The 15,689-nt window shown below is 35.5% G+C and carries 15 protein-coding genes and 1 other annotated feature; of the genes, 2 read left to right on the plus strand and 13 right to left on the minus strand.

All coding sequences use genetic code 11. The features are described from left to right. Positions 1–92: 92 nt before the first annotated feature. Positions 93–515: a hypothetical protein gene (locus tag AC3IS5_RS10965; protein WP_489424442.1), complete on the plus strand. Its 423-nt coding sequence runs from the start codon at positions 93–95 to the stop codon at positions 513–515. Between the two features lie 58 nt (positions 516–573). Here the strand turns inward: AC3IS5_RS10965 and AC3IS5_RS10970 are convergent, their stop codons facing one another. The 7 genes from AC3IS5_RS10970 to trpE form a co-directional block, all read right to left on the minus strand. Further along, entirely contained in the window at positions 574–1,389 is an 816-nt protein-coding gene (locus AC3IS5_RS10970) for an MBL fold metallo-hydrolase (protein ID WP_489424443.1), read from the minus strand. A gap of 140 nt (positions 1,390–1,529) precedes the next feature. Continuing rightward, positions 1,530–2,171 (minus strand): hypothetical protein, encoded by a 642-nt coding sequence (locus AC3IS5_RS10975; RefSeq protein ID WP_489424444.1) that lies wholly within the window; start codon positions 2,169–2,171, stop codon positions 1,530–1,532. Between the two features lie 106 nt (positions 2,172–2,277). Further along, positions 2,278–2,691, minus strand: a complete 414-nt coding sequence (locus tag AC3IS5_RS10980; RefSeq protein ID WP_489424445.1) for a GyrI-like domain-containing protein — start codon at positions 2,689–2,691, stop codon at positions 2,278–2,280. A 13-nt stretch (positions 2,692–2,704) separates the two neighbouring features. Continuing rightward, on the minus strand, positions 2,705–3,148 hold the full coding sequence (locus tag AC3IS5_RS10985) for a DUF1801 domain-containing protein (protein WP_489424446.1): 444 nt from the start codon (positions 3,146–3,148) through the stop codon (positions 2,705–2,707). 135 nt (positions 3,149–3,283) lie between these two features. Next, positions 3,284–3,724 carry a hypothetical protein gene (locus AC3IS5_RS10990; RefSeq protein ID WP_489424447.1) on the minus strand — a complete coding sequence of 147 codons (441 nt, stop codon included), beginning with the start codon at positions 3,722–3,724 and terminating at the stop codon, positions 3,284–3,286. A gap of 174 nt (positions 3,725–3,898) precedes the next feature. Then, the gene (locus AC3IS5_RS10995) at positions 3,899–4,486 is read right to left on the minus strand and encodes an anthranilate synthase component II (RefSeq protein WP_489424448.1); all 588 of its coding nucleotides are present in this window, start codon (positions 4,484–4,486) and stop codon (positions 3,899–3,901) included. Beyond that, the gene (gene trpE / locus AC3IS5_RS11000; RefSeq protein ID WP_489424449.1) at positions 4,483–5,871 is read right to left on the minus strand and encodes an anthranilate synthase component I; all 1,389 of its coding nucleotides are present in this window, start codon (positions 5,869–5,871) and stop codon (positions 4,483–4,485) included. The genes AC3IS5_RS10995 and trpE overlap by 4 nt, the downstream gene beginning before the upstream one ends. A gap of 69 nt (positions 5,872–5,940) precedes the next feature. Beyond that, positions 5,941–6,152: a binding site (T-box leader), on the minus strand. A gap of 204 nt (positions 6,153–6,356) precedes the next feature. Between trpE and AC3IS5_RS11005 the strand changes: the two genes are divergently transcribed. Continuing rightward, on the plus strand, positions 6,357–7,313 hold the full coding sequence (locus AC3IS5_RS11005) for an alpha/beta hydrolase (RefSeq protein ID WP_489424450.1): 957 nt from the start codon (positions 6,357–6,359) through the stop codon (positions 7,311–7,313). Between the two features lie 171 nt (positions 7,314–7,484). Here AC3IS5_RS11005 and AC3IS5_RS11010 read toward each other — a convergent pair whose 3' ends face one another. The 6 genes from AC3IS5_RS11010 to AC3IS5_RS11035 all read right to left on the minus strand — a co-directional run bounded on the left by AC3IS5_RS11010 (position 7,485) and on the right by AC3IS5_RS11035 (position 15,673). After that, complete coding sequence (locus tag AC3IS5_RS11010; RefSeq protein ID WP_489424451.1) at positions 7,485–8,228, minus strand: hypothetical protein; 744 nt, start codon at positions 8,226–8,228, stop codon at positions 7,485–7,487. A gap of 168 nt (positions 8,229–8,396) precedes the next feature. After that, positions 8,397–10,625 (minus strand): S8 family serine peptidase, encoded by a 2,229-nt coding sequence (locus AC3IS5_RS11015; protein WP_489424452.1) that lies wholly within the window; start codon positions 10,623–10,625, stop codon positions 8,397–8,399. Between the two features lie 868 nt (positions 10,626–11,493). Next, positions 11,494–12,222, minus strand: a complete 729-nt coding sequence (locus AC3IS5_RS11020; RefSeq protein ID WP_489424453.1) for an ECF transporter S component — start codon at positions 12,220–12,222, stop codon at positions 11,494–11,496. After that, complete coding sequence (locus AC3IS5_RS11025; RefSeq protein WP_489424454.1) at positions 12,171–13,877, minus strand: ABC transporter ATP-binding protein; 1,707 nt, start codon at positions 13,875–13,877, stop codon at positions 12,171–12,173. Before AC3IS5_RS11025 ends, AC3IS5_RS11020 begins: the two co-directional genes overlap by 52 nt. After that, entirely contained in the window at positions 13,850–14,731 is an 882-nt protein-coding gene (locus AC3IS5_RS11030) for an energy-coupling factor transporter transmembrane component T (protein ID WP_489424455.1), read from the minus strand. The genes AC3IS5_RS11025 and AC3IS5_RS11030 overlap by 28 nt, the downstream gene beginning before the upstream one ends. 24 nt (positions 14,732–14,755) lie before the next feature. Further along, positions 14,756–15,673, minus strand: coding sequence for a DUF4430 domain-containing protein (locus AC3IS5_RS11035; RefSeq protein ID WP_489424456.1), 918 nt, complete (start codon positions 15,671–15,673; stop codon positions 14,756–14,758). Between the last annotated feature and the right edge of the window lie 16 nt (positions 15,674–15,689).

Consider the following 15,689-nt stretch of genomic DNA (forward strand, 5'->3'; position numbering starts at 1 on the left):
AAATTGTGGTTTTTTGTATTATAACTAAGGGAATGTAGCTATATCTATTGAATTATTAATAGAGTATTAGTCGCTAAAGGTGGTGGATTCACATGATGCCGGTAACAATTATTGAATTGACTTTTATCTTTGTAATTATTTCAGTTATTGGATTGTTAGCACTTTTATTACCTACGTGGTGGAGGAGATTTACTTGGGGTTTAGCTTGTTTGATTCTTATAATTACAATTGGTTTTTATGTATCGCGACCCTTTACTGTTCAACATCAAACAGAACAAGCTATTGAGAATCTAAACATATATTTAAAAGCAAAATATGCAGGAGAGTCTTGGGCAATTACGGATACAGATGAGTACCGCATAAAACCAGATGCTTATCTACATGTTATATTTGATAATGAGCGCTTCGTAACTTATAAATATCATATTACTAAAAATCATATTAAACAAACTGGATCCTGGATCTATCCTTCTGGCTTAACACCCGAAGAAGAAGGTGTATCTCCTAAATGCTGAAAAATAGCATAACTAAAAATAAGAAGCACATTATTCTGTGCTTCTTATTTTCTTAGCTTTACCTGCTTCCTTCCACAAAACCACGGACAATATGAATGGCTGACCATTCACCTTCAGATGTTTCAACGATAGGATAAACTCTCGGGAATAGTTGAGCAGTTATTTCCTCAACAGACATACCATTCTTATGCATATTAATAATTTGCGACTGTAACGCTTCTAAATGGTCAATCTTGTTTTTAAGTTGCTGATGGCCATCTTCTATAAAACCTGCGTGGCAACAATACATATCTTTAAAATCATAAGTTAATATTTTCTTTAATGATTTAAGAGTATCGACGATGTTCTCTTCTGCTAAAATTACTTTCGTTTTTTCCTGAATAAACAAATCTCCTGTAAATAATGCACCAGTTTCTCTGTTTAGGAAAGCTAAATGGTCTTTAGTATGACCAGGTGTAGCAATTACATCCCAGGTAGCATTTCTTGATTGGAACGTCTCTCCGATTGCTTGGGCATGAAATGGCTCGCTTTGCCCCCAAAAGTACTGACGATATTTTGGATAGATATATTCTTTACTACAACGCTCAACGGAATCTTTATGAATATAGAAAGGAATATCTCTCTGTTCTTTCAACCAAGCCGCACAACCAATATGATCCTCATGGAAATGCGTTAGCATTACTTGCTCAAAATCAGCTTGTTCGAAAAAAGGACGAAATGAAGGAAACAAAGATTGTGCGCCTGTATCAATCAATACGCCGTCTACCGCAAAGCTAAACACATTCATCTTAACTGGTCCAAGTCCAATTGTACTATTCGCCAGTTGTACATCATTATGCTTTGAAACATCTATTGATTGTTCTAGTTTAACCATCTCATTCTCTCCTTTATATATCATTCTTTATATTTTATCAGAAAATTGAAACTATAAATATATAAATAGATTAATCCATTCAAGAAAAACAAAAAAAGCAGGGTGGCTACCCTGCTTTTTAAAATTCAATTGTACAAATATTATTTCTTCCCAGCTACTTTAAATGCTTTAAGCTCTTTTTCAAATGTTGCTTGATTTAATAAAAGTTGCATACCTTTTGATTCATCTATCGCTAGTTGCATATGCTTTTTATAATTTTCTAGATTCTTCAATTGCAGTGCAATTTCCGCTTCTACAGCATGAGTCATCCATGCTTGGTCTAAACTATAAGAGCGTGCTTTCTTATAGTTTTTTTGTAAAACGTCAGCAAGTGCTAAATGGTAACTTCTATTAGGTTCTCTTTTGATTTCCTTAGCAAACTTAATCGCAGTATCATACTGCCCTAGTCGATAATAACGTAAAAATTCAAAGCTATTTCGAAGATCTGGTTGCTTATATTTTGCAATGATACGATCTATCTCTTTCATTTCATCCTCTAGCGTGCCTTCTTTTACTGCAAGAACATGTGCGAAAAGTGGATTTCTACGTTGATTACGCATCGCTCTTTCAATTTTCTTCGCATCATTAGATAAGTACATAACCAGTACATTATTATAAATCACGGCAGCCACAGCAACTATAAAGACGACTACTATAACCCATGTAGGAGCATTAAACCATGCTAGGACAAATCCAATTACCGCTAAAAACAAATACAGTAAAACTAACCTTAAATAATACAAACTCTTCACCTCGAGCTTATTGTACATTAAATTTAAAAATAAAGCTTTTGATAGATACAATAAATCACATAAAAAAACGTAGAGTATAATACTCTACGCATGACTTTTAAACGATTGGCACCCAAGCTTCAATATCGTGTATATCTTGTCCGATATATTTTTCAAAACTCATAGATGGTCGATGTGTAACATCCTGATTGCTGAATAATTTTCGAAATGTCTCTTGAATCTGGCCGATTCCACCATCAACTTTACCGACTAAGTAACGACCTTTTGGAATCTTCACAGTTACTGATGTAATTTCATCTGGTAGAAGGTGATTGTCAATACCTGCGACATAGTCTAAGCCATCCTCATTCATTTGAATACAAACACCATATGATACATCCTGCGATACGTTATAGCCTTCAAGGACATTCGCAAGCTCCTCCCATTTCTCGGGAATATCTGACGTTTTACCTTGATGAATACTTAAACCTTTCACAACAAGCCCATCAATTTCTTCAATACGTGTCTGCATTCAAAACACCCCTCTATGCTTTTGTAAGTTGCTTTTCGTAACATTCAATCCAATCATCTACTGTCATTTTACTAACAAGCTCCGCAATTAATGCATAAGGTACCTTTTTGGCATTAGAAAATCTTATGCAACTTTTGCCCATATTGAGCTTAGTAGTCATATGTTTCGGATATTCAGCAACAAACCATTCCAGTAACTCCGGTTTTGCATAAATCCCCATATGATACAACGAAAGATGATTCTTTTGAGCAGCTACACCTATGAACGGTAGCGGCTCCTCTGGACTGCAGTGATAGCCATTCGGATATATTGACTTCGGTACTACGAAGTTCGGCATTGTATACTGCATTACTGCTTCAAAGCCTGGTGGTAAATTTTCTTGAACCGTTTCAAATAATTTTCGAAACGCTTCACGTCTGTTTTCATCAACTTGTTCAATATAATCTGATATTTCCAACTCCAGCCCTCCTTTTCCAATTATTATACGCAATAATATAGAAAATACAAACTACTATATACTTTTCATCGAATATTGGATTACTAAAACTGAAAAGTTAATTTTTATATCGGTTTTCATCGTATTTAGGCCTGTTTAAAATAGGTTTTCAATGTATTTATAAATAGATTTATCTTTCAATTCATATAGGTTAGCGTTATTTTCACTACCTTCATAATTAAAAACAGACAAGATGTGATGATTGTCAATTCGTAATCCGAATTTTCTTTCCCCAGCTATCCATATCGTGATCCAGTAAGATTCATCTATTTTGCTAGCACTTTCTTCTACTTGTTTTATTTTCGCTTCGGAAATAGTATCTACAAATACTTTAATCTCATGTTCTTTAGAAAAGAGGATTTGCTTACTATCCGAACCTCTTATAAGTTCTATTTGACTTATCGCTCCAACATTTACGTCTTCCCAAAATTCATTTTTGAAAGTAGCTTTACCTATCCCACTAAAGAAGATATAACAAAAAACGAATCCAATAATTAAAATTAAAGTTATAGCAAAAACGTTCTTATTTCCTTTCATCAAATCCCCCCATCTCATCACTTTATTCCAACTTTTAGGGATTTATAAATTTTTCATGTCATTTGGTGAAATAAAAATTAAAGGTTTTGAATCAAAGAGTACTATGTAATGTAAAATGAAAGCCCAATTCTCTCAGTATTAAAAATGAGAGTATTGGGCTTATTTTATGGATAGTTATTCGTTATGAACGGTACTATAAGATTCAATAAACGCTTGAATCATGCTATCCCCTTCAGGCGTACCAATGGATTCAGGGTGAAATTGCAGGCCAAAGACTGGATATATTTTGTGTTGAATAGCCATTATCTCGTGATCATCAGCAGCCGTCGCAGTTACTTTAAAGGCTTGTGGTAACGTTTTAGGCTCGATTACTAGTGAATGATACCTCATAACAGAGAGCGGTCCTTGAATGGCCGAGAATAAGCCTGCTTGCTCGTAATCAACCGAAGATAATTTACCATGCATGATATTTTGCGCCTGCACTATATTTGCACCAAAGGCTTCTGCAATCGATTGGTGACCTAGGCAAATACCGAGAATAGGCAACTCTTTATAAAGCTCTTGGACAATCTGTACAGAAATACCCGCTTCAGATGGCTTACCAGGTCCTGGAGAAATGATAATAGCCTCTGGTTGCATATGACGGATTTCGTCTATCGTCAGTGCATCATTTCGCACAACTTGGACTTCTTTCCCTAATGCGCTCACTTGTTGATAAAGATTGTATGTGAATGAGTCATAATTATCGATTAGTAGGATCATTTTCGCACCTCCAAAAGCGCTTTTGCTTTATTTAGCGTCTCCTCGTATTCGCTTTCTGCAATAGAGTTATAGACGATACCCGCACCAGCTTGCACATGTGCTTGACCGTTTCGAACAACCATTGTACGAATAGCTAAGGCCATATCCATATCACCAGAAATTGAGATATAGCCGACTGCTCCGGCATATACACCGCGTTTCATCGTTTCTAACTCATTGATAATTTGCATTGCACGAATTTTAGGTGCGCCTGACACAGTGCCAGCGGGTAAGCAGGTTGCTAGTACATCTAACACATGCATATCGTCTTTCAACTCGCCAGTCACCTCAGAAACGATGTGCATGACATATTTGTAGTATTCAATATCCATATACTTTGGTAGCTTCACTGAGCCAATTTTGGATAGTTTACCGATATCATTGCGTCCGAGATCGACTAACATACGATGTTCGGCAATCTCCTTTTCATCTTCAAGTAAACCTTTGGCAAGTGCAGCATCTTCTTTAGCCGTTTTACCACGAGGACGCGTTCCGGCAATCGGATTCGTCGTAACAAGTCTGTTTTTAACCTTTACTAAACTTTCAGGTGAAGTACCTAAAATGATATAGTCTTCAAAATCCATATAAAACATATACGGTGAAGGATTAGATGTACGTAATTTTCTATATAAAGAAAATGGATTGCCTGAAAATGGTGATGAAAAACGTTGAGATAGCACAACTTGGAAGATATCACCTTGCTTAATATGTTCCTGAGCTGTTTTGACCATATCACAAAACGACTCTTCATCCATTGATGATTTAAATTCTAAAGTATCTTCTTCCTCTTCAGGCTGTGACACAGTCGTCATTTGTAGACTTGTCACAATCTCTTGAATACTTACCTTCATGTCTTCAGGGCTTCGATCACTATTAAACAAATCAATCGCAACAATTGATACCGTTTGTTGTAAATGATCATAAATAATAAATGTATCGTAAAAAAGCATATGCATATTCGGCATGTCTAGCTCATCTGGCAAAGAGTTACCGATTTTTTCAAAATAAAAGGCGGTTTCATAACCGATAAAGCCTATTGCTCCACCAAAAAAGGCGAATGGATAGTCCTCCGTATTTAATGGCAGCATTTCTTTTAAAACATCAATTGGAGAACGTAGTAATTCACTCTGCTGCCCTTTTTGGAATATTACCGTACCGTTTTCCGTACTTTTTAACTCCGCGATTGGATTCAAGGCGATAAATGAATAGCGACCACTTTCTTCATGCTTAGCGGACGATTCAAAAAGCATTTTCTTTCGACCTCTCACTGCTTGATAAATGGATATCGGTGTCATCATATCCCCTTGAAGTGTTACCATCTCATACTCTCTCGTCTTAACTGTCATTTGCTCAAACTCCTTTTCTCAGCTCATCTCAAGTAACACACAAAAAGCCCTCCAAAGAGACTATTCTCTATGGAGGGCGGAAATTCCGCGGTACCACCTCAATTGCAGCAAAAAACGCTACCACTATAAGCGATATAACGATTCGCCAATCGAACTGCCATACTCAACTTTCAAGCAGTCACTCAAAGGTCCATTCCATCAGTTGCTACGTATCGGTTTCCACCAACCCCGACTCTCTAACCGCGCATTCCTTATGTACTAATCCTTATCTAAGAGTTCTGATATACAATTGTGTGAAAATGTTACTTGCATTTATTATAAAGAGAAGTGTCTTAAAATTCAATCATTAATTAAGAGAGAATTCTCATGGCAATAAAATAACTTATAGGTATCTTGTAAAATTCTATGGTTACAAAACCACTTCAAATCATATGCTATACTTTGAACTATAAAATATGAATAGTTTAGTATAAAGGAAGTGTCTTATGAAAAAATTCAGTATTATTTCTTCAGTGATTATCGTCATGTTAATCATTGCTTACGGCTTAGTCGGAAATTATTTTTACAATTTCGCTTTAAATGCTAATACGGAAAAAGAATTTTTAACCGGTAATCCGCATTTAGCAAAATCGGAAGCTGTTTCAGCAGAAGTAGCAAAAAAAAGTGAATTAGCGGATGTTGCCTTTTCAAAAAAACATCCACCTATTACAACAAGTATTGTTTCTTCAGATAAACTAACATTAAAAGGCCATTTATATGAAAATGACAATTCGGATCATAAATGGGTCATTGTCGATCATGGGTATACCTCGAATAACACTCTAATGGTTCGATGGATCCGCAATTTTCATGAAAAAGGATACAATGTATTAGCACCAGACCTTCGTGGACATGGAGAAAGCGATGGAGATTACATCGGAATGGGTTGGGATGACCGAAAAGACATGCTTTTATGGATCAAGACAATTACTGATAAAGATCCAAAAGCTGAAATCGTCTTATTCGGAATTTCCATGGGAGGAGCCACTGTCATGATGACCTCTGGCGAGAAATTACCTTCAAATGTCAAAGTAATTGTTGAAGATTGTGGTTATTCATCTGTTATGGATGTATTTACATACCAGCTTGATGACTTGTTTAAATTACCAAAGTTCCCTGTTATGAACGCGGCTAACACCGTAACGAAAATTCGTGCAGGATATGATTTAACAGAAGCATCTGCCGTCAAACAAGTGGCGAAGAGTGAAACACCCATGCTATTTATCCATGGCGATAAAGATACATTTGTCCCTTATGAAATGCTAGATGAAGTTTATAATGCGGCAAATGTTGAAAAAGAGAAATTAATTATTCCAGGTGCTGGTCATGGAGAAGCTGAAAAAGTAGATCCAGAGAAGTATTGGAATACAGTCTGGGGATTTGTGAACAAATATATTGATTAAACTTTGATCTGGGAGTAAGTGCTCCCAGATCTTTTTACATTAAGAAGCTAAAACCTTTTCGATTAGAGATTTTCCAAACCGCCAACAATATAATTTGACGTAATAAAAGCCTAATTTTCGGCATTGTAACCCGAAAATTAGGCTTTCCTTGTAAATAATATGATTTGGGTGCTACGTTTTAACAGTGAAAAATGCCAAGATATAACGTAAATAATGCCTTGTAGTCGTTATTCGCTCTTCTAATGATTTAGCAATGATATCGTAAAATGCCGTTCCAGCGTCAGTTCCTTTTAATTTCCGAACAGTACGTCTTTCATCAGGCCAATAGCCTACGAGCAAATCCGTTTCTTCCATTTCACGTGCGATTTGATATAAATAGCCGTTTGAAGGAGTCCAACCAAACACATCTTCAAGTTGTTGACCTACTTCTGCCATATAAAAGGACGATCTTGTTTGACTTAGTTTAAGTGCCAAATAGCGTACGATATCCTTTACTGATATAAGTTTTGAGAAATAAGCACGAAATTCTTCTGGAAGCGGATGGTTAGGTGCTTCTGGTTTTTCCCCGTTTTTTGTTAAGGCATAATAAAAACGATCCAATACGAGTACGATTTCATGGAATTGCTGGAAATAGAGCTTTTCGTATCTATGCAACCTTTCAATACCTAGATCAGTAGCGTGATAGAATAGACGTTTTTGTTCTTGTCTCACTTTTAAAGCCCCATCTGCTTCTAGTTGTTTAGCAATACGTGCGACATATTCATAGCCAACAGGGCGTCCAGGGAAGTCATTTTGAAAGGTTTTATGTATTTCAACAGAATAACATTCCGTTTGTTGTGTTTTATAAAGCCAATATAGTGCCACAGTGTCTTTAATGCTAAAGCCGACTGTTTGTTGAAACGTTTTTTCTTTCATATACATCACCTTCCATTTAATAGTTTTATTTACATTTATTATAAACCTCGTTAGTCCATATATTCAACAAAAAATATACCCCCATATATACTCCCCTCCCCTTTCATTTTCAACCACTTAATTAAAGCGGTTTAAGAGGATAAGAGACCTATATAGAGGCATAGTTTTCTATGATTGGACATTAATTAAAGTACTTTTACTCCGATTATGTGCTCGATCAATAGCGTAAAACGAGATTGTTGAATTTCTCTGTAACTTTTTAATTTTCAAATTGAATTTACCTGAAGATTTCACTTTAGTTTTAGCCAATATCTTTTTCCCTTTAAACATTTCGATTATTGCAAACGGTTCAGCAGTACCCGATATGATTGTTGAATTACTTGTGACTTTATTTACTTTTGGCTTAGCTGGTGCCGTTTTATCAATAACTGTCAGTCTTTTTACTTTGCTCATATTGCCTTGTTTATCTGTAATATAGACGGATAGTTGACTATTGGCCACTTGTTTTTTAATAGCAGCAGTATAGTTACCATTTGATTGGACAAAAGCTTGAGCTATTTTTTTATTGCCTTTAAAAATTAATAAAGTCGTATTTGCTACGGCTGTACCGCTCACATTTGTACTCCGATCAGATACTTTTTTTACAGAAGGTGAATGTAATACTTTCTTCGCAGGTGTTTGAATGGTAATTGCTACTCCTTGCGATATATTTTTATCTTCGTCTTCTGTTTTCACTTCGATTTTATACGTTTTACTAGGGTTCAGATTACGTATGGTATATGTAGATTCTTTCGTCGTAGCAACTTTTTTATTATTTACGTATATTCTAGACTGTTTAAAGTCTTCGGTTAATGGCTTTCTCCATTTAATCGTTGCTGCATTAATTTGAATTGATGACGCTATTAATTTTGTCACCTCAGCAGGTGGGGTGATGTCCTTTAACGTATGCACTTGCAAGTCTGTGCCATTGGATGATCTTCCATCTCGACTTACAACTTTTAAAGTAATCTTATAATCTTTTGAAGCCTGTAATTTCTTCATTGTATATTTGTTTGAAGTAGTCGATGTTACAAGTTTATCATCTAAGAAAATAGCTACTTTTTTAGCATTTGTATCATTTGGTAATGAAAAACTAACAGTCGCTGTATGATCCGTTACTTTTTCAATTTGAGGTTCGACCAAATCTTCAATGACTGGTTCTTCGGCTTTTGGGTAATGTACTAAACCATTCCCATATAAATTATCAACACCTGTTATACCAAGGTCAATTGCCTGTTCGTCTAATTTTGCACGTAATTCTTTCGCTGATAAAAATGGATATTGCTGTTTTAATAGTGCGAGAATGCCTGTAACATGCGGTGCTGCATATGAAGTACCGCTAGCATAAATCAATTTGCCATCTTTATTAATCGTTGGTACAACTTCCCCTGGAGCAGTAAGATTCATAGATGAACCTGTATTAGAAAACGTACTAATCTTCTGCTTAGCACTAATAGATGATACAGCAATCACTTGACTATATCTTGCAGGATATGTAACATTTCTATCATTTCCATCATTACCAGCCGATGCAACAATTAATATACCTGCATTGTAAGCTTTTTGAACGGCATTTCTTAGTGCTGGTACATCAATATATAAACCAGAAGAAATATTAATAATGTCCATTTTGTTTGCAATTGCCCAATCAATTGATTTGACGATCTCTGTTGTAGTTCCACTTGTTGTGCCATCCGCATATTTCAAAGAATACAATTGGACATTTGGTGCAACCCCAATAACATCAGTGGTTTTTCGGTCTTTTAAATAACCGCCAACTCTCGCTCCTATGACTGTAGCTACTGATGTACCATGACCATTATTTCTAATACCTCCACGATCTACATTGTCTGATTCTTTAATAACTGTTTCTGGCAAATCTCTCACAAAGGATACTCTTCTTACAACATTCGGCAAATCATCAATGAGGTTAATCCCTGTATCAATAACCGCTACTTTAACTTTATTGCCAAAAATCCCGCTATCCCATGCTATAGGCGTATTTAATAAAATTAAATTCCAAGTAGGCACTAGTAACGGTTGAAGCGGTGTATCCAAATTAGCTAAAGTCATAGGTGCTTCTTTTGTATCAACAAATTCAATGTTCGGATCTTTTTTTAGGTCAGACAGTTGTTGTTCAGTTAAAGATGCTTCAACCATTTCCACATTGTCCAGTACTTCACCGACATCTTCAGCGTCACCTAACACTTTCTGCTTACCTTCTTCGTTTTTATATGAGATCAACGCATTGATTGTATTTTCTTCAGCGTAAACGAATTGATGGTTATCAGATAAGGTCCATAAAGCTGTTAAAGCAAGGCATGAAATACTTATATTCTTCCATAAAGGCTTCTTCACTGTTATGAGACCCCCTTTCTTCATTTTTTTAGCATAAAGTCTAATATTATGTATATTTTATTCTACTTAAAAGACTTTCACAATTCTAATATATTTTTAGTTCTATGTTTTATATGTTTCATAAGTAAAAAATACACCTATATAAGATGATTAATTCTTAATCATTTTATATAGGTGTAAATATCACTTTTTCTTCTTTTGATTATTTTATAAAGTAAGTAAGTAACAATGTTCAGAAAAAATAAAATGGTTAACTCTAACGTTGAATTCACGAAGACGTATAAAAACAAATCCCAGGATGCTTCACCTGGAGGGAAATCTCCCCACTCTAATGAATCCACATTAATATAATTAGTGATGTAGAAAATGAAAATAGAAAAAAAGTAACTTATGTACACAATAATCCAATGTAGATAAAATTTGATTCTGAATCTACTTGACCAAAGAAGCAAATTGATAGTAACACTAATTAAAGGTATATAAAAAAGTTGAAAATTGGTCCCCTCATTTTTATCCATCAACACCAAAGCATATAAATATTGAGCTAGACTGATGATTAATAAGTTTGTTAAAGCTACTAAAAGAACCGATGAATGTTTATTTTTATCCAACGTGTAACCCCTCCTTACTGGAATAAATGCAATTTTAACATAATTCCAACAATGTTTATATTATCCTTTTTATCAGAAAAAAAGAACGCAGAGTCCTGAGGTTCGATTATTCGTTGATTCTGTCTTAGATAACGAAACGGACTGGGGAGACGAATAAAGAGCTTTGAATTGAAAGCATCTTTAAAAGTAAGCTGTATAAAAAAAGAACTGTTTTAAAAGTCTTGATTTACGACTTTCGAAACAGTTCTTTTTCTTTTCTAGTTATTCAACATCCCATATTTCACTTTTATTCGTTCTAATTTTTCACCAATCGGTTTGGCTAAAACGAGTAAAAAAACGACATTTGATACTACATAGACAATTGTAAACGGTATAGCTGTTGACATGGCAATTAAATACCTTTGCCAAGAAAACAACCCATCATAAGAAATGACCGTCCAAATGTCCATACAGAAAGAATACATAATACCTGCAAACACCCCATAAATAATGAGTGCTATTTTGCTTTTCATCCAACCTTTTTGTCCTAATAAACCAGCGATAAAACCAAGGATTCCCCATGTAAACATTTGAAATGGCGTCCAAGGACCTTGTCCGAAAAAGATGTTCGATGCTATGGCAGATGTAGCGCCTGTAAGAAAGCCTGCTTCCGCTCCGAATGCAAATCCAGTAATAGCTGTAATGGCAGTCACTGGCTTGAAAGCAGGGATCCAAATGAATGCTGCACGACCTGCAACGGAAATAGCCGACATAACAGCTATTGTTAAAATTTCTCGTGCTTGTGGCTTTCTTCTTTCAAAGGAAACAAAGAATGGCACACAGGCTAATAATACGATAATCATAGATATAAGATTGTATTTACGATCATTTAAGATAGTCACTCCAATAAGCATGACGATTGGGATAACTACAAAGATGATGATACTGGCGAAAATTAGACGTTTACGGGAGTAGTTGTCTGCTCGAGCTGTTGATTGTGCTTGCATAACGAAATCACGTCCTCACTTGTCACTGCAAAATCATATAAATGACGCGACATTCGATGCGCTGCAGTTGTATAAAAGTTATTGCCACTGTAAAACAGTTTTGGTTCATCCTCAGAAACGATATTACCATCAAAGAACATGGCACTACGATCAGAATACTGCGCTGAAAACTCAATATCATGTGTAACCATTACAACGGCCACACGACGCTTTTTAAGGGCTTGTAGTACTTCGGCGAATATTTCCTTAGAATATGTATCAATGCCCTTTGTAGGCTCGTCTAGTAGGATTATTTTAGGGTTTAGTAACAAGACTTTGGCTAAAGCAACTTTTTGTTGCTCTCCCCCGCTCAAATCATATGGATGGCTGTCTAATAAATGTCCGATATTAAGCGTTGTGATAATATCATTTAACTGTACATTGGCCTCATCTTTTGAGATGCCTAAGACGTCTAATATGTTGTCGAATTCAAGTTGTACTTTCTTTTCAACGAGTAGAGTTAATGGGTCCTGTGGTAATACAGCTAAATTATTACGATACAATTCGCCATTTGAATACTTTTTAATGGATTTACCATTAATGAAGACTTTTCCTCGATATGGTTTAAATAAACCTGACATTACACCTAGTGCGGTTGTTTTCCCTGTACCGTTCCCTCCTAAAATACTAACAATCTCCCCAGCACTTACTTGCATAGAGAATCCTCTTAATACATCTTGAGCATTCTTTTCATAACGGAACCATGCCTCTTTAACTTCCAAGACAATGTCATTAGTTGGATTATCTGAACTCAAATTTCTTTCTAATGCTCGTACTTCATTAGTAAAGTGCTTTGTTAGCCAATTTCGTCCATCTCGTATCGTTAATGGTACAACGTCATTGATTTGTAATGCATTATTAATACGCACTGGTGTAGGTAAGCCTAGCATCATTGGATGAGAGGCATCGAATGCTTTTAATTGTTGTGCAACGTTCTGCGGTGAATCATTACAAATAATGCGACCTTTCTCCATGACCACAACGCGATCTGCTATAGGAAAAACCTCTTCTAAGCGATGTTCTACAAGAATAATTGTTAAGCCAAGTTCTTTATTTAACTTTTGTAACGTACCGATGAATTCCGTAGCCGCAATTGGATCAAGCTGAGAGGTCGGTTCATCTAAAATCAATAACCTTGGTTGCATGGCCATAATTGCTGCAAGATTTAACAGTTGCTTTTGACCGCCAGATAACTCCATTGTACTTTTCCTAAACCACTGCTGAATACCGAAGAAATTCGCCATTTCAGCCACTCTACGTCGAATTGTCATCGTATCTAGCCCTAAATTTTCAAGACCAAAAGACAACTCATGCCACACTTTATCAGTGACAATTTGATTTTCTGGATTTTGCATAACAAATCCAATTTCAGAAGCTGCCACACGATCAGGTAAATCGGCTAATGCTGTTCCTGCATAAAGGATATTCCCTGATTTATCTCCATGAGGAGCTATCTCTCTTTTTAAGTGTTTTAACAATGTACTTTTACCACAGCCAGAAGTACCACAAAGGACAGCAAATTCACCTTCTTCAATTGTTAAATTGATATCATCTAATACTCTCTCTTGTTTATCTGGATATTGGAAATTTACATGTTGTATTTCAATGAGCGCCATTTAATTGCCTCCCGAATTTCAATTACAATAGGTATTACTATTAAACTAGCATAAGAAATATAAAGCCCAATGCTAATTGGAGTTAAAGTTAATTCAGTAAACGTTGGATAAAAATAATAAGTCGTCACACCAAAGTAACTGCCGAGAATATTCGCTAAAAGAAGAGTTAATATGATTCCTAGCAAAAAAACATCTCTTTTTTCAAAAACGAATAGTGAAAATGTGGAACGGTTTTTCAAGCCATAACCACGTGCTTTCATTGAATCAGCCGTCTCAATCGCATTTTCAAGTGCCCAAGTTATAAGAATGGATATGATGCGAATCCCGCTTTTTACTCTTTGCCAAGGATTGCCGGCTGAAATATCCATGCCAATTGTCTTTTGTGCATGTGAAATTACAGTAATTTGATGTTTAAAGCGCGGGACAAGGCGTAATGTTAATGAAATGACCAGCGCAAGTGCTGGAGATATCTTACCGAATAAATAAAGAAACTTATCTGATGTCATTACAACGTTATAACAACCAAACCAAAAAATGACTGAACAGATCATAATCGACATCGCAAATCCATAAACAATAGCCTCTAATGTTACAGCATTATAATCTATGTAAAATAGAATAATTTCCCCATTATGGCTAATAAGTGGATTAATAATTGCAGCGATAAAAAACATCGGTACGAAAAACTTTAAACCACTTATAAATGATTTTTTATTCAGTAATAGACTTAATGTTATAGCTCCAATACATGTAATAAATAAATAAACTGGATGCATATAGAACATCGAAAGTCCAATGACAGATGCAAAATATGCGAAAAGGACAATGGGGTGATACGTTTCAAATGCTTTCATGATGCTCATTACTCCTTTTAATCATTATCTGCCTATATCACGGCCTAAATCGACGGTATATTGAAATTGAATATTGTCTCCATTTTTCACAGTAACTGCGCTCACACCATAATTAGGTGTCTGCCCGTTTACAGAGTACATCCAACCACTTAGTTCACCTGCATCGAATTCATAAAGGTGATTAATCCCTTCGATATAGACAGAGCCATATTGATTGTCGCCAGCTCCTTGATATTCCATATGAATACCATGTTCTTTTGTAGCCCGCTTAATAATAGACCAAACCGTTTCGTCTTCGTCTAAGATTTCATATTTCGTAGACTTTAAAATCACGCCGTTTTTTGGTACGTATTTCTCACTTTGTAATGCAGGTTTTAACATATCCCAATGTGTTAACAAAGTTGCAGCACTAATAGATATAGTCACATATTCTTTTTTCTTTTCATCTTCTTTATTAGGCTTACTTGGTTTTTGTGCGACGTTATTATTTTCGGGTTTTTTATCTTTGTCAGGCTTTTGATCTTTTGATGGTTTTCTATCCTTAGATGGTGCTGGACTCTTATCTGGCTTTTCTTTATTTGAACTAGTCGAAGTATCTTTACTAGTTGTTTTCGAAGTTGATGTTGAATCTGTTTTAGGTGTGCTAGTTGGTTCTTTTTTTGGCGTTACCTCTTCTTCATTTTTTGGTTCCTTTTGCTTTGTTTCGGACTTTTCATCTTCTTCGTTTTTTGGCTTTTTAGAATCTATTGTTGAATCTTTTTGTTCCTTTGTTGGTTCTTCTCCTTTATCTTCTTTAACAATTACCTTAGTCTCTCTGTCTCCCTTAACACTTTGTTCTTGCTCAGTTTGATTATTATATTCTTCAACAGATTGAATCTTACAGCCTGTAATAATGATCAATGAGAGAATCATCATTAGCCATAATGGTATTAATTTTTTCATTTATCGCACCTCTTCT

This window comes from Viridibacillus sp. KH_047 (assembly GCF_057838945.1).

Excerpts from the sequence above, each read along its gene's own strand:
- AC3IS5_RS10965 (WP_489424442.1), top strand. The coding sequence starts at position 93 with ATGATGCCGGTAACAATTATTGAATTGACTTTTATCTTTGTAATTATT.
- AC3IS5_RS10970 (WP_489424443.1), bottom strand. The coding sequence starts at position 1,389 with ATGGTTAAACTAGAACAATCAATAGATGTTTCAAAGCATAATGATGTA.
- AC3IS5_RS10980 (WP_489424445.1), bottom strand. The coding sequence starts at position 2,691 with ATGCAGACACGTATTGAAGAAATTGATGGGCTTGTTGTGAAAGGTTTA.
- AC3IS5_RS10990 (WP_489424447.1), bottom strand. The coding sequence starts at position 3,724 with ATGAAAGGAAATAAGAACGTTTTTGCTATAACTTTAATTTTAATTATT.
- AC3IS5_RS10995 (WP_489424448.1), bottom strand. The coding sequence starts at position 4,486 with ATGATCCTACTAATCGATAATTATGACTCATTCACATACAATCTTTAT.
- trpE (WP_489424449.1), bottom strand. The coding sequence starts at position 5,871 with ATGACAGTTAAGACGAGAGAGTATGAGATGGTAACACTTCAAGGGGAT.
- AC3IS5_RS11005 (WP_489424450.1), top strand. The coding sequence starts at position 6,357 with ATGAAAAAATTCAGTATTATTTCTTCAGTGATTATCGTCATGTTAATC.
- AC3IS5_RS11010 (WP_489424451.1), bottom strand. The coding sequence starts at position 8,228 with ATGAAAGAAAAAACGTTTCAACAAACAGTCGGCTTTAGCATTAAAGAC.
- AC3IS5_RS11020 (WP_489424453.1), bottom strand. The coding sequence starts at position 12,222 with ATGCAAGCACAATCAACAGCTCGAGCAGACAACTACTCCCGTAAACGT.
- AC3IS5_RS11025 (WP_489424454.1), bottom strand. The coding sequence starts at position 13,877 with ATGGCGCTCATTGAAATACAACATGTAAATTTCCAATATCCAGATAAA.
- AC3IS5_RS11030 (WP_489424455.1), bottom strand. The coding sequence starts at position 14,731 with ATGAAAGCATTTGAAACGTATCACCCCATTGTCCTTTTCGCATATTTT.
- AC3IS5_RS11035 (WP_489424456.1), bottom strand. The coding sequence starts at position 15,673 with ATGAAAAAATTAATACCATTATGGCTAATGATGATTCTCTCATTGATC.